This is a genomic window from Cedecea sp. B1(4), from assembly GCF_059414925.1.
Genome location: NZ_JCAHMZ010000002.1, coordinates 813,338 through 826,922 on the forward strand (window position 1 = coordinate 813,338; position 13,585 = coordinate 826,922).

17 protein-coding genes are annotated in these 13,585 nt (G+C 55.2%); 9 read left to right on the top strand and 8 right to left on the bottom strand.

Features of this window, described 5'->3' with window-relative positions; genetic code table 11:
* The first annotated feature begins 288 nt into the window (after positions 1–288).
* Complete coding sequence (locus ACR6JA_RS07180; protein WP_494493211.1) at positions 289–2,025, top strand: ABC-F family ATP-binding cassette domain-containing protein; 1,737 nt, start codon at positions 289–291, stop codon at positions 2,023–2,025.
* On the opposite strand, the gene ACR6JA_RS07185 is transcribed toward ACR6JA_RS07180, so the two are convergent.
* The 3 genes from ACR6JA_RS07185 to ACR6JA_RS07195 all read right to left on the bottom strand — a co-directional run bounded on the left by ACR6JA_RS07185 (position 2,022) and on the right by ACR6JA_RS07195 (position 4,460).
* A complete protein-coding gene (locus ACR6JA_RS07185) occupies positions 2,022–2,189 on the bottom strand; it encodes a hypothetical protein (RefSeq protein ID WP_494493212.1) in 168 nt (55 codons plus the stop codon). The genes ACR6JA_RS07180 and ACR6JA_RS07185 overlap by 4 nt on opposite strands.
* Before the next feature lie 30 nt (positions 2,190–2,219).
* Positions 2,220–2,978, bottom strand: coding sequence for an alpha/beta fold hydrolase (locus ACR6JA_RS07190; protein WP_494493272.1), 759 nt, complete (start codon positions 2,976–2,978; stop codon positions 2,220–2,222).
* Positions 2,979–3,122: 144 nt separating this feature from the next.
* Positions 3,123–4,460 carry an esterase-like activity of phytase family protein gene (locus ACR6JA_RS07195; RefSeq protein WP_494493213.1) on the bottom strand — a complete coding sequence of 446 codons (1,338 nt, stop codon included), beginning with the start codon at positions 4,458–4,460 and terminating at the stop codon, positions 3,123–3,125.
* A gap of 195 nt (positions 4,461–4,655) precedes the next feature.
* Between ACR6JA_RS07195 and ACR6JA_RS07200 the strand changes: the two genes are divergently transcribed.
* Positions 4,656–6,194, top strand: a complete 1,539-nt coding sequence (locus ACR6JA_RS07200) for a methyl-accepting chemotaxis protein (protein WP_494493214.1) — start codon at positions 4,656–4,658, stop codon at positions 6,192–6,194.
* 124 nt (positions 6,195–6,318) lie between these two features.
* On the top strand, positions 6,319–7,236 hold the full coding sequence (locus tag ACR6JA_RS07205) for a bestrophin family protein (protein ID WP_213714008.1): 918 nt from the start codon (positions 6,319–6,321) through the stop codon (positions 7,234–7,236).
* A 49-nt stretch (positions 7,237–7,285) separates the two neighbouring features.
* On the opposite strand, the gene ACR6JA_RS07210 is transcribed toward ACR6JA_RS07205, so the two are convergent.
* Positions 7,286–7,966 carry an ArsR/SmtB family transcription factor gene (locus ACR6JA_RS07210; RefSeq protein WP_008459096.1) on the bottom strand — a complete coding sequence of 227 codons (681 nt, stop codon included), beginning with the start codon at positions 7,964–7,966 and terminating at the stop codon, positions 7,286–7,288.
* Between the two features lie 75 nt (positions 7,967–8,041).
* Here ACR6JA_RS07210 and ACR6JA_RS07215 point away from each other — a divergent pair, with 75 nt between their 5' ends.
* Positions 8,042–8,401: an antibiotic biosynthesis monooxygenase family protein gene (locus ACR6JA_RS07215; protein ID WP_494493215.1), complete on the top strand. Its 360-nt coding sequence runs from the start codon at positions 8,042–8,044 to the stop codon at positions 8,399–8,401.
* Positions 8,394–9,137 carry a sulfite exporter TauE/SafE family protein gene (locus ACR6JA_RS07220; RefSeq protein ID WP_166992658.1) on the top strand — a complete coding sequence of 248 codons (744 nt, stop codon included), beginning with the start codon at positions 8,394–8,396 and terminating at the stop codon, positions 9,135–9,137. Before ACR6JA_RS07215 ends, ACR6JA_RS07220 begins: the two co-directional genes overlap by 8 nt.
* On the opposite strand, the gene ACR6JA_RS07225 is transcribed toward ACR6JA_RS07220, so the two are convergent.
* Complete coding sequence (locus ACR6JA_RS07225) at positions 9,134–9,523, bottom strand: rhodanese-like domain-containing protein (protein WP_213714002.1); 390 nt, start codon at positions 9,521–9,523, stop codon at positions 9,134–9,136. The genes ACR6JA_RS07220 and ACR6JA_RS07225 overlap by 4 nt on opposite strands.
* Before the next feature lie 65 nt (positions 9,524–9,588).
* On the opposite strand from ACR6JA_RS07225, the gene ftrA reads away from it, so the two are divergent.
* From ftrA to ACR6JA_RS07240, 3 genes are all read left to right on the top strand, one after another.
* Positions 9,589–10,593, top strand: a complete 1,005-nt coding sequence (gene ftrA, locus ACR6JA_RS07230; RefSeq protein WP_494493216.1) for a transcriptional regulator FtrA — start codon at positions 9,589–9,591, stop codon at positions 10,591–10,593.
* A gap of 121 nt (positions 10,594–10,714) precedes the next feature.
* On the top strand, positions 10,715–10,810 hold the full coding sequence (gene mgtS / locus ACR6JA_RS07235) for a protein MgtS (RefSeq protein WP_008459108.1): 96 nt from the start codon (positions 10,715–10,717) through the stop codon (positions 10,808–10,810).
* 192 nt (positions 10,811–11,002) lie between these two features.
* Positions 11,003–11,362 (top strand): RcnB family protein, encoded by a 360-nt coding sequence (locus ACR6JA_RS07240; RefSeq protein WP_008459111.1) that lies wholly within the window; start codon positions 11,003–11,005, stop codon positions 11,360–11,362.
* Positions 11,363–11,407: 45 nt separating this feature from the next.
* On the opposite strand, the gene ACR6JA_RS07245 is transcribed toward ACR6JA_RS07240, so the two are convergent.
* Both ACR6JA_RS07245 and ACR6JA_RS07250 read right to left on the bottom strand, forming a co-directional pair.
* Positions 11,408–11,665, bottom strand: a complete 258-nt coding sequence (locus tag ACR6JA_RS07245) for a MafI family immunity protein (protein WP_008459113.1) — start codon at positions 11,663–11,665, stop codon at positions 11,408–11,410.
* A 148-nt stretch (positions 11,666–11,813) separates the two neighbouring features.
* A complete protein-coding gene (locus ACR6JA_RS07250) occupies positions 11,814–12,716 on the bottom strand; it encodes an alpha/beta hydrolase (protein WP_494493217.1) in 903 nt (300 codons plus the stop codon).
* Positions 12,717–12,986: 270 nt separating this feature from the next.
* Here ACR6JA_RS07250 and ydfZ point away from each other — a divergent pair, with 270 nt between their 5' ends.
* Positions 12,987–13,190 (top strand): putative selenium delivery protein YdfZ, encoded by a 204-nt coding sequence (gene ydfZ / locus ACR6JA_RS07255; protein ID WP_039296773.1) that lies wholly within the window; start codon positions 12,987–12,989, stop codon positions 13,188–13,190.
* 39 nt (positions 13,191–13,229) lie between these two features.
* Here ydfZ and ACR6JA_RS07260 read toward each other — a convergent pair whose 3' ends face one another.
* Positions 13,230–13,520, bottom strand: a complete 291-nt coding sequence (locus ACR6JA_RS07260) for a hypothetical protein (protein ID WP_213713993.1) — start codon at positions 13,518–13,520, stop codon at positions 13,230–13,232.
* Positions 13,521–13,585 lie beyond the last annotated feature (65 nt).

Consider the following 13,585-nt stretch of genomic DNA (forward strand, 5'->3'; position numbering starts at 1 on the left):
TGCATTCGTAACAAATTCTGGCAGGTGGTAACCCATTAACTTTCCCGCTACAATCCGCCCACCCATTCACTCAACATATATAAGGAGGATCCCCATGATGTCTTGTGAGCGCTTTAACCGTTCGCATACTTTTGGCGATCGTCTCTGCTCAAGCGTTATCGGTTCCGTGCTGCGATAACTTCGGCTTGAGCGAAGAAACTTACTGAATCCCTTCTCTCGGGCTTACCGGGTTATCATCAGCGTTATACGACGAGGCGTTTGCACGCCATAACTCTTGAGTAAGCACATATGAGCACTTTATTAACCGCCCAATCTCTGCACCTCGACACCGCTTTCGGTTCGCTGCTGGAGTCCATCACTTTTACCCTGAAAAAAGGCGACCGTATTGGCCTGATCGGTCATAACGGCTGTGGCAAAAGTACCCTGCTGAAACTGCTGGACGGCACTATTTCGCCCACCAGCGGCTCGGTGACGCGGGCGGCTAGCTGCCTGATGGCAAGGGTTGAACAGCATCTGCCGGAAAGCCTTAATACGATGACCATGCTCGATGCTGTGCTGGCGCAAATTGAGGAAAACCAGCGAGATAGCGAATGCTGGCGGGCGGAGGCTTTGCTGGCAAGTATGGGCTTTAGCGAAACGGACTGGCGGCTGACTTCCGGCACGCTGAGCGGCGGGCAGCATACTCGCCTGCTGCTGGCGCGAGCGCTAATTAGTGAACCAGATTTACTGCTGCTGGATGAACCCAGTAACCACCTGGACTTGCCCACGCTGCTGTGGCTGGAACAGTTCCTGCGCGGCTGGAGCGGCAGCTTCGTGCTGGTCTCGCACGACCGCAGCCTGCTGGATAACGTCACCAACGGCAGTTGGATTTTGCGCGATCGTTCGCTGCATTTCTTTGCGCTGCCGTGTTCTCAGGCGCGCAGTGCGCTGGAGGAACGGGACAGAACCGATGCCCACCGCCATCAGGCGGAGCAAAAGGAAATCGACCGTATTACTGCCAGCGCCAAACGGCTGGCAATTTGGGGCCGGGTCTACGACAACGAAGACCTTTCCCGAAAAGCCAAGCAGATGGAAAAGCGCATTGACCGGCTGAAGGACGAGCAAACTGAGCTCACGGCGGGCAGCCAGTGGCAGCTTAAGCTGAAAGGTGAAGCGCTGATTGCCGACAGACTGCTGGAGCTGGAAGCGCTAAACGTTCGGCCTGCGCCGGAGTGTGAACCGCTATTCACCCTGCCGTTGCAGCGAGTGAAAAGCGGCGACCGCGTGGCGGTGATAGGCCGAAACGGCTGCGGCAAGTCGTCTCTGCTGCGCCTGCTTTGGCAACAGTACCAGCAGTCAGAGCGTGAGGACGCGATTCGCCTGCATCCTCGGGTGCATCTGGGGTATTACGACCAGACGCTGCACCAGCTTAACGACGGTGATTCGCTGCTGGAGGCGCTGGAGCCGTTTGCCCCTCTCAGCGAACAGGACAGGAAAATGGCGTTAATCAGCGCCGGATTTCCGTGGCTGCGACACCAGCAAGCCGTCAGTACGCTGAGCGGCGGAGAGCGTTCGCGTCTGCTGTTCGTTGGCCTGACGCTGGCCCGCTACTCCCTGCTGATGCTGGATGAACCGACCAACCACCTGGACATGGAAGGTAAAGAGGCGCTGGCGGAAACGCTGCAAACCTTTGAAGGTGGCGTGCTGTTAGTGACCCACGACCGCGAGCTGATAGCCAAAGGCTGTAACCGCTTCTGGCTGGTGGATAACGGCGTGCTGAGCGAATGGAACGACCTGGACGCGCTGTACGCCCTGCTGACCACAGAGGAAAGCGGGCTGCCGCTGACCGAAGTGAAATCCCAGCCAGAGCAAGTTATCCAGCAAGCAACGCGCTATAGAGAAAGCGATGCGCTGCTGGAACGACTTATCGAGCTGGAGGAAAAGCTGGCGGAGGACGTGGCGCGCAAGGAAAAGCACCAGAAACCTGCGCTGCAAAAACAGTGGCGGGAAGAAATTGAGGCGTTAAATAAAAAGTTAGCGATTTAAAGCCAAAGCCATCCTTCGGGATGGCTTTCAGGCCGCTGACAAACCTCTATCAATAGAAGAAATACAAGACGATCCGTCAAAAGAAACAGGAAAATCAATTCATTGATTTTCGGCTGATAACCACGAAGAGGGAAAAACCACGTTTTTTCCTCTTCGTCTGTCACCAAAAGCCATCCTTCGGGATGGCTTTTTTATTACGCCCTGCACTGCTCGGCGAGCACCCTGGCTAGTCCGGCGGGGTTTTCCCAGGACATAGAGTGCCCGGCGCTCGGTACGATGGCGGTCGTCACCCCGGCCTGCTGGAAAGCGGTGAAATCTTCATCCGGCAGCGAAAGCTCACCGAAAATAAGCGTTTTGGGGATTTTTAGCTGAGCAAAAAGCTGATACCAGTCCGGTTCGATGCCGCTTACCAGACTAACTGCGGCGCGCCATACAGCACTGGGATCGCTATTATGCAAGCTGCCGGACCACGGATTTGCCGCGTTAGCCGCGATTGCTTTTTGGTAACCATGAGCCACGAATTCGTCTTCGGTCTGCGCGGCAATCATGCGACTATACATCCCGCCGCCGGCGCGGAAATTGGGCTCCGACACCATCAATCCTGCGATTTTCCCTGGCATCGACGCCGCCACTTCAATGGCGATGCTGCCGCCCATGCTGTGCCCGTAAAGAAAAAAGCGATTTAACCCTAAATGATCCACCAGTTCGCCCACGACACTTGCCTGCTCACGGGTGCTGTAGCCGTAAGATCGCGGCCTGTCGCTGTACCCGCTGCCGGGGAGATCGATGAGAATGCTACGCCGGGAACTCCATGCCGGATCGCTGACCACGCGGGGATAGTCATAAGAGGAAGCGCAGCCAAGGCCATGAATGAACAGGAGCGGCACACCCCCGCCGGGTAAATCCAGATAGCGCACCCGACATTGCGCCGTGGCGGAGAAGAAGTTTTGCATCAGCATTCCCTTTTCTTACAATAACTGTGTTTATATACAGTATACCGTATTTTCCTGCCACTCCTTTCTCTAAAATGCGCCTGGCCCGCCTGGCATCATTGGCTTGCTCCTCTGCCGCAGGCGACAAAGGAGCAAGGGCAAAAATTACTTCAGGGGTTCGGGCAGCTTAATCACCCAGAAATCGTTTTGTGATTCTGGTTTTTCCAGCGGCTTCAGCTCAATTTTGGTCGCCACTTCCGCGCCGTCTTTCAGCAGGTGACCTTTGCCGTCCACCTGGTAGTCATCGGCGTTCGCCAGCACGGCCTGCAGGCCAAAATCGTTGTCGTTGATCACGGCAATCGTCTGATTATCAATCAGCGCTATGCCTTCGGCTTTTTCCTGCTGCCAGCCCAGCTTGCGCAGGTCGACAACCTCTTTTTTGCTCGCCAGCTTGATGCCGCGCGCCTTCAGTTGCTCAGCATCATCAAACTCCGGGGCTTTTTCTTTATCGAACCCGGTCAGATCGGACGCGCCGTTCAGGTCAACCACGTAGACCAGGTTGCGCATCTGTTTGTTTTTGTCACCGCCTTGCTCAATCAGCAGCAGGCGGTGGTTGTCCAGCGCCACGATATCGCCAATTTTGGCATCTTTGGCTTTTTTATAGACGTCCACGTCGATCGGGTAGCCGTACATTTCGGTTTTACCGGTCGCCGGGTCGAGGCTGACCAGACGCGTGAACTGCGCGCTGTTTTTGGTTTTGCCGTCAATATCCAACGTGCTCTGCACCGCCGCAATAATCCGGCCATCCGGCATGCGGGTGATGCCTTCGAACCCACGGTTAGGCTGGCGCCATTTGACAATATTCGGCAATCCGCCCGCCACGCCCTGTTCACCGTGCTCAGCCTGCGGGCCATATTTTTTCAGGATTTTGCCGTCAGCATCCACATGGATAACGAACGGGCCGTACTCGTCGCACAGCCAGTAACCGCCCTTGCCGTCCGGCGTGATGCCTTCTGTGTCCAGCCCGCGCTGGTCACTCTTCAACTTCTGGAGCGTATCGCTCAGGGCAATTTCATTGGTTGCGCCAATCAGCCCTTCTGGCAGCGGCAGCCCGCTAATCTGCCCCTGCGCATCATGCAGCGGCTTCGCGTCGATAGCTTCGGCTTTACCGTTGCTCACGCGGATGGTCATCAGCAGCGGCGTGAAGTCAGGATTTGCAAAAATCTTGGATTCTTTTTTCCCGGCTTTCGGCGAGTCAGCATTGGGCCCGCGATCCGTCACGGTAGTAAAGATCAGGTCGTCGCCCTGCTTGCCCATAAAGGTCAGGCCCGAGCCAACGCCTACCGGCAGTCCATGCGGGAAGTTAGCGGCGTATTCACCTTTGTAGGCCACGCTGTCCCCTTGCGGAAACGTGACAACGTAACGTTCAACCTGCGCATCCGCAGCGTGACCAGCCAGAGGGAATACGGTACTGCAAAGTAAGGCAAGTGTTTTTAATTTCATGGTTTTTATACATATCGGTGGTTGAGGTACCGGAGTTATAAAATAGCCAGATGACAGTAAGATTACACTTTGTGCTCTAAATTTCCCGCCCGGTAAATATCCCCTTCCTGCTGCCGATAACCCTACAGCCAGCAGTGTTGAATGCTCTTCAGCGCGGCCTGGGATAAGAATATTTCACCGACTTAAGGATTTAGTATGTCAGTCAGGCGTTTTTCGATTTTGGTTTTCAGCACGCTGTTGCTTATTTTTCTCGCCAGCACGGCGTCCAATATTTGGTCTCTTACCCGCAGCAACCATGCCCTCAATGACGTCAACAGCGAAATACGCGTAGTGTTATCCGTCATTGACCCCATTAACCACAGCCGCACGATGCGCGTTCGCGCCATGCAGGCCATTCAGGAGATGGAATCCGGTAACGCCGAGCAGGCTAGCCAGAGCCTGGCTGGGGCAAAAGAAGCGCTGGGTAAAGCAGACACCAGCTTTAAGGCTTACCTTGAAGCGACGAAGCAGTCCGGGGAACAAGCGCTCGCCGATGACTATAAAGCCGCCTGGCTCGCCTATCGTGACGGAGGGCTGCTGCCTCTGTTAGAGGCCGCCCAGGCCAATGACAAAGCCCGCAGCGCGGAACTGGTCACGGGCGCCATCCCGGCGCTCGATCGCGGGTTCGAAATCACGCTGGATAAGCTGCTGGCATTCCGGGAGCAACACGCACACCAGCTCAACGCCGACGCGCAGGCAGGTTTTCAGTCGAGTTTTGTCGCCATAGGCCTGTTTGCCGCGCTGTTTATCGCGATTCTTGCCGCCGTGTTTGTTTTGCTGAAAGTTCGCGTCCTCAAAGAGCTGGACACCGCGAAGGCACACTGCGCTGAAATTGCCAACGGCCTGCTGCACCGTTCCATTGATATCAAATCCAATGATGAAATCGGCCAGATGATGCACAGCCTCGAGCAAATGCGCCTGTCGCTCACCGAAATCATCAGCCAGGTACGCGAGTCCAGCACCACCGTCGGCTATGCATCAGAAGAGATTGCGGCGGGTAATACCGACCTGTCCGCTCGCACCGAAGAGCAGGCGGCGTCGCTGGGTGAAACGGCGGCCAGCATGGAACAGTTGACCGTCACGGTTAAACGGACGTCAGAAAGCTCGCATCAGGCCAATACGCTGGCTAACGGCATGCGCGCGGCGGCCAGCGAAGGTCAGCAAATCGTCGACCAGGTTATCGGCTCTATGCGCAATATCGAAACCAGTTCCGGCAAAATCGACAGCATTATTTCCATCATCGAAGACATCGCCTTCCAGACCAATATTCTTGCCCTTAACGCGGCGGTGGAAGCCGCACGAGCCGGGGAGCAAGGTCGCGGTTTCGCGGTGGTCGCAGCGGAGGTACGCAATCTCGCCCAACGCTCTTCCGTGGCGGCAAAAGAAATTAAAGAGCTGATAGAGCTGTCCGGCCAGCAGGTCACCAACGGCAGCGAGCTGGTCAACCGGGCCGGGGAAAGCATGAAACGCATCGCTACGTCGATTACCCAGGTCACCACGCTGATGGCTGAGATTGCCGTCTCTACCGATGAGCAGAGCCGCGGCATTGAGCAGATTAATCAGGCCGTGCTGCAAATGGACGTGGTCACCCAGCAAAATGCCGCGCTGGTTGAGCAGGCCTCTGCCGCCGCGCATTCCCTAAAAGATCAGTCGCAGCGGCTCAATGAGTCGGTTTCAGTGTTTAAACTCGCCTGATAACCCTGGGGCTACCTCAACGCGCTTTGGGGTAGCCTTTGTTAAGTTTCTGTAGCGATAAAGATTGATCTGCGTCACAGTCTGCCGTTAAATACAGTCTCTTGTTACTAGTCTGTTACTCATCATGATCGTTCGCCCGCATCAACACTGGTTGGCTCGCCTCTTCGTCTGGCACGGCTCAGTGCTGGAAAAGATTTATTCCCGCCTGCTGCTGAATCTGCTGCTTTCTATTAGCGTTATTTTTTTCCTGCCGTGGTACGAAACCCTCGGAATCAAGCTCACCATCGCGCCATTCAGCATTCTCGGCGTGGCTATCGCCATTTTTCTCGGGTTCCGCAACAGCGCCTGCTACGCACGCTTCAACGAAGCGCGTCTGCTGTGGGGCCAGTTGGCCATCACGTCGCGCTCTTTGTTACGCGAGGTGAAAACGCTGGCGGGGGATCAGCCCGAAACGGTGCAGCGGTTTGTGAATTTACAGGTCGCCTTCTGCAACAGCCTGCGCATGACGTTGCGCAAAAAGCCGCAGCAGGAAACGCTTAGTCGTTACCTGAGCCCGCAGGATCTGGCCTGGGTCAGCGCAAGCCATGCGCCGTGTAACCGTATTTTGATGCTGATGGGCAGTTGGCTGAACCAGCAGCGCGAGCGAGGCGTGATTTCCGACGTGCTATGGCGCAGCCTGGATAATCATCTGAACGAACTGTCGGCGGTGTCCGGCGGCTGCGAACGCATTATTTCTACGCCGATGCCCTTCGCCTATAGCCTGATTCAACACCGCACGGTGTATATCTTCTGCATCATGCTGCCGTTTGCTCTGGTGACCGACCTCCACTACATGACACCGTTTGTTTCCGTGTTTGTGTCGTATACCTTTATTTCCCTCGACTCGCTGGCTGAAGAGTTGGAAGATCCCTTTGGTACCGAGGACAACGACCTGCCGCTGGATGCTATTTGCGTGGCGATTGAGCGTGATTTACGGGATATGAACGATGAGGTGGAGAAGCCAGAGGCGCTGCAGCCGAACCGGCATTATCGGCTGAGCTGATTTTACCCTATCCCTAACCCTCTCCCTTTAGGGAGAGGTGACAACTCTGTCAAAACGCCACGCCAAACAATCCTGCCAGCTTGCGCTTCCCGCTCTCGGACACGTGCAGCTCACGACTGACCAGATCCCGCCGCATCCACCCTTTTTGTTCGCAGGTATGCAGCAACGCTTTGCCTAGCTGCCCTCCCAGATGTTCGCGTCTTTCACTCCAGTCCAGACAGCCGCAGGCGTAGCGCCGGCGCGAGGCCCCGCTTTCCACGTTTACTCCCAGAAGCAGCAATTGTTCTTCCCCCCTGGCGGTGACCACATACTCTTCCCCCTCCAGCCAGCGAAGGCGAAATAATGCGTCATGGAGTGCCACGGCGATCTCTCCCGCCATATGGTCATAGCAGGTTCTGGCGTAGCGAAGATTGCCGGGAGTTTTGGTGCGCATAGTCGCGTCATCGCGGCCAACCAGCCCCATTAATCCTTCCAGCGCCCCGGCAATTTGGCTGCTGTGAAGCCGGTAGTAACGATGTCGCCCCTGCTGCACGCAGGCAATCAGCGATTGCTCCATTAACTTTGCCAGATGGCTGCTGGCCGTGGACGGTGCCACATTAGCCATGATGCTCAGTTCAGTTGCCGTCCAGGCCCGGCCATCCATTAACGCGCACAGCATGCTGGCCCGGGTTTTGTCCGCAATGGCGGCGGCAACGGCGGCAAGCCGGGTTTCGAGAAAATCTGTTTCCATATTTCGATGCTCAGCGAAGCGTCCTGTCTGACGATGGATTAGGGTTAGCAGGAGATAACAATAAGGAGCAACCTGATGATCGCCGTAATCTTTGAAGTCCTGCCTGCAGAAGGACACTATAGCCGCTATCTTGAACTGGCGGCAGAGCTAAAACCCCTGCTTGCCGATATTGATGGGTTTATTTCCATTGAACGTTTTCAAAGCCTTAGCGAACCCGGAAAAATCCTGTCGCTTTCGTTCTGGCGCGATGAGGCCGCCGTGCTGCAATGGCGCAATCAGGAATTACACCGCAGCGTTCAGCGCCAGGGCCGCCACTCGGTCTTTAGCGATTACCGGCTCAGGGTGGCGGACGTGATCCGCGATTACGGCATGTTTGAGCGCGAACATGCTCCGCAGGATAGCCGCCACGCACATAAGGAAAACGCTAATGAATGATCTCAGCCTGAGCCTTGCCATTGCCGCTACTTTTGTGCTCGCTGGCACCGTCAAGGGCGTCACGGGGATGGGGTTACCTACCGTCGCCATGGGGATTCTGGGGTCATTGATCTCCCCGGTGGCGGCGGCTGGCATGCTGCTTTTACCCTCTTTCCTGACCAATATTTTCCAGCTTTATGAAGGGGGCAACCTGGCGGCATTGCTCCAACGCCTGTGGCCGATGATGCTAACCATTGTGCTGGGTACCCTTGGCAGCAGCAGTTTATTGGCCTCGGGCAGTAGTCATGCAACCACCGTGGCGCTGGGCATTGCCCTGATCGTCTATGCCTTATGGACGTTGTTTGCCAGGCCGCTGCACGTTCCCGCCCGCCACGAGCGCTGGCTCTCGCCGCTGATCGGCCTCCTCACCGGTTTATTGACCGGTGGCACGGGCGTGTTTGTGATCCCCGCCGTGCCCTATATTCAGTCGCTTGGGCTTGAGCGCGATGAACTGGTGCAGGCACTCGGGCTGTCCTTTACCTTTTCAACCCTTGCACTGGCCGCCGGGCTTTGGTGGCACGGCGCGCTACAGGAAATCGCCATTAGCACGTCCGTCATGGCGGTTGTCGCCGCGCTTATCGGCCTGTTTGCAGGCCAGCGTATCCGCAGGCGCATCAGCCCATTAGCCTTCAAGCGCGGCTTCCTGATCTGCCTCGTTCTGCTTGGCGGTGATATGGTGCTCCGCGCGCTGATTTAGGCGAAAGGCAAACCTTCATCTTTCCAGCCGGTGATGCCGCCCGGCATCACCTTCACTAGCCTGCCGAGCTGTGCCAGTTTCAGTGCCGCCCGGTCGGCACCGTTGCAGTGCGGCCCGGCACAGTACACCACAAACAGCGTGTCCTCGGGCCATTCAGCCATGCGGGATTCGGTGATAAGTCGATGGGGTAAATGAATAGCCCCCGGCAGGTGCCGTCGGGCAAATGTTTCATCAGAACCCACCACGTGCAGCAGCACAAAATCTGGATCGCCACTCTGGATCGCCGCGTTGACGTCGGCACAGTCGGTTTCAAGCGACAGTTTGTGCAGGTAATGCGCGGCGACGGTTTCTGAGGCTGCAGCAGGGTGGTCAGTCACGTAGCTCATGTTTATCTCCTTTTGGTTTGAGCTTTGATTCTGACGCCGCGACGGATGCTTGACAGCTGGCACGAATGACGATTAGCGTAAATATCATGACAAAATTAGCCTCCCTGCCTAAAAACCCTCTTGTCGTCACGCTGGCTTACGACGGCCTTTGCACGTTCGAATTCGGCGTTGCCGTAGAAATTTTCGGCCTGCCGCGCCCCGAGCTGGGTGAGAATTGGTATCGCTTTGCCGTCGCCGGCATTGAGCCTGGCGAGCTGCGGGCGATGGGCGGTATTCGCCTGGCAGTTGATGGCGGGTTGGATTTGCTGGCTGAAGCCAGTTTGATTGTGGTTCCTGGCTGGCGCGGGATCGATCAACCCGTGCCAGAGTCGCTTATTGCGGCATTGCGGGCGGCACATGCGCGCGGTGCACGTCTGATGTCCATTTGCTCCGGCGTGTTTGTGCTGGCGGCAACTGGCCTGCTTGATGGCAAGCGGGCAACCACCCACTGGCGCTACACGGAAGCGCTGCAGGCGCGTTACCCGGCGATCAAAGTGATCCCGGACGTGCTTTATCTGGATAACGGGGATGTTTTGACCTCGGCGGGCAGCGCGGCGGGCATCGATCTCGGCCTGCATCTGGTGCGCCGGGATTTTGGTGCCGCAGCGGCCAACAGCGTTGCCCGGCGCTTAGTCGTGCAGCCTCATCGCGAGGGCGGCCAGGCGCAGTTTATCGAACAAGCCGTCCCCGTAGAGTACGAAGGTGAGCGGTTTGCGCCGCTGTTTGATCACCTGCAGCGCCATTTAAGCGAGCGGCACTCCGTGGCAAGCCTGGCCGCCTATGTCGGCATGAGCCCGAGAACTTTTTTACGCCGCTTCGAAGCCGCGACGGGCAGCACGCCCGCCGCCTGGCTGCTGCAAACCCGCCTTAAACGCTGCCGAGAGCTGCTGGAAAACAGCACACTGCCGATAGAGCATATTGCCGAACAGACGGGATTTGGCTCAGCGGCGACGTTGCGTCATCACTTCCGGAAACATCTTCGAACGTCTCCCGCCACATACAGAAACGCATTTACTTTACAAAACGAATAATTTACCAGCGGTTAGGGATTGTTTAAGTTGTGTACGGTATGATAGCTCCACTCATCTGAGTAAACCCTTTTTTATCACGCGAGGTATTTCTATAGAAATGCAGTAATCTGGAGGATTAACTATGTTAGGGAACATGAACGTATTTATGGCAGTACTGGGATTCATCTTATTTTCCGGTTTTCTTGCCGCCTGGTTTAGCCACAAATGGGATGACTAATGAACGGTGACCTTCCCCCACCTACGACGCCTCTCGCGAAATAAACTTTCCGGGAGGCGTTTTCTTTTCTGCGCCACCGCGGTGGAGGATTTGCTAACAAAAAAATACAGCGCGTAATGAGTAAATCGGCACAATTTGTTGTCTTCCTATACGGAATCAACAAAAGCAGACTGGATTCACTCTGGAGAATTTATGCGCAAGTCAACAAAAGTAGCGGTATTAACAGCGGTATGGCTCGCGGGCGCGCTGCCCTCTCTGGCCTTTGCCTATTCAGGTGATAAGCAGCTAAAGGCGACGGCACCGGGCACGTCGGCACAGTCCTATGAACTGAAAGAATTCTCCTCAGATTTCAAAATGTACAAGATCGGCGACATTGCGCCCGACATCTACCGGACCGAACCCTATAACATCAAAAGCTGGCAGCTTCGCCATCTCCCTGCGCCACAGGCCGGTAGCCACTGGACCTACATGGGCGGCAATTATGTCTTAATTACCGACGCCGAAGGCAAGATCCTTCAGGCAATGGCTGGCGATATATTTTATCAGCACTAAGGATAATCCAACCCTGAGGCTGGATATCCTTAACACCGAAAGGGTTTAATTTAATAAATTTCTCAGGGGATCGATTTCAGTATATTGATTATCGATCTCCAATAACCCCGCAATATCCAGTACCTGCCTGTACTCATCAGGGCTAATACGCACCTGATAATTTGCGATATGTCCACACAGCGTTTCAAAAGCCAGTACATTTTCTGAGAAGTCGATATATTCCAGCGCGAAGTCAATGAGTGACGAATCGAGCCGGTTTTTAAGAGCCTCACCAAAGGTTTTGATTTTTTCGTTGATATCCATATTGACCACGTAAAGTTAATTGTTATTTGCGTGCCATCATTGGGAATGGGAAACGGCATCCTGCCGAAATACATCCCTATGGATATCGGATTGCGGGGAAATTTCTTGAGGGGCGTGCGTAATACTTATTTCAGATAACGATCCGACACTAACTTTTCGCCAACCATTTCGCGTAATGATCGGGCCATTTCACGGTCGGTGTACCAGGTTTTCCCATGCCGAAACCGTGGCCGCCGCTGCTGTAGCGGTGCATTTCTACCGGCACATGCTGCTGCTCACAGGCCGCGGCCATAATTAACGTATTCTGCGGGTCGGAAATTGGGTCGTCTTCGGCCTGGACCAGGAAAAACGGCGGCGAATGCGGGGTGACATAATTCTGCACGGACCAGGCAGCGTTCTCGGCTGATGAAGCATCTTTGCCGACCAGAATTTTATGCGTAGAGGTGTGCTCATAAGGTTTTTCCAGCGTAATCACCGGATAAATTAACGCCGCCCGGTCGGCAAAGGCGGGTTTATCGTCTAAACGATCCTGCTTTGGATACGAGCGGTAATCGGGTCGCGTAGCGGCCAGACTAAGCAGATGCCCACCGGCGGAAAAGCCCAGTACGCTGACGTTATGCTCACGATCGCGCACGATTCTTAACGCGCGCTGCGCGTCCTGCAAGGCAACCAGATTGCCATCAGTCCATCCTTCCGACGGCAAACGGTAGCTCAGCACATACGCGGTATATCCCCGCGCCACCAGCCATTCCGCTGCGGGCCAGGCTTCTGACCCCATTTCAATGCGCTTATAGCCCCCGCCGGCAGCCACCAGCACGGCCTGACCATTAGGTGATTCGGGTTCAATCACGGTCAGAATCGGGAGCGCAATATTGCTCTGCGCCCCGCGCGCCGACGTCTGAATACTCCCTGTCGGCCCACCACCGCCCGGTGGCGTGCCTTTCCACAGCGGAATAACCGAACGCTTCACGCCTGATGCAGCAAACGAGACGCCCGCTTTAGCCGCGAGCAATCCGGCGGTAACACAGGTAATAAAATGGCGACGTTCCATAGTAAGCTCCTGACAATACAGGTTAATCACTATGCCAAAAGAGTGTGTCTAAAATCATATTCTAAACCAGCAATACGTAACCAGCCGTTTCGCTTGCGTTGATTATGGAGAAAAACCGCCTGGTGGAAATCATTCTGTCCACTTTACTCATCGCAAAATAATAACCAATTCATCATACAATTTGATTCTGATTAATGAATCCTGCCGCGTATCGGCCTTAAATAGGCTCCGGTTAAACTGTTTCATTCGTTAAGAGGTGTACTCAACATGATGATGACCTGGGACCGCAACAGGAATGCCATTACCACCGGCAGCCGCGTTTTGATTAACGGCACAGGCAAAACCGGGCTGATTAAAGCCATTCACGGTGAAGGTAAAAATGCCGAGCAAATTCGCCGCAGCAAATGCGTGGAAGTGGAAGGTTGTGAAGGGCAATTTGAACCGACGGAATTATTCCGCCTGGGCTTACACTGATGGCTAAAAGTTACCCGGCCTGCCGCCGGGTAACGGATGTTATTTACGCAGCGCCCTGACCTGCGAAAAACCGTGCTCAAACACGCTGTCAGCGGCACAGATGATCACGATAACGTCGCCACCGGATGCTTCCTCCAGCAAACGCGCCAGCTCGGCGTCCAGCTCCCGGTTCATTTTCGGCATCGCCAGGTGCATTTCCCCCGGATAATCCTTATCTTCGTCAGGCGGCATGTCTTCGATGCGGCTGCCCTTCACCACATAAATCAGCAGATCATTGTCGTTATGGGTGAGCTCTAGTCTCAAATATTTGCCAACCGGATGTTTAGCCATGCGTTACCTTCAATAGCGTATAAAATAATTTGTCGGCAATGTTAGCAAAGCAACGAGGATAAAAC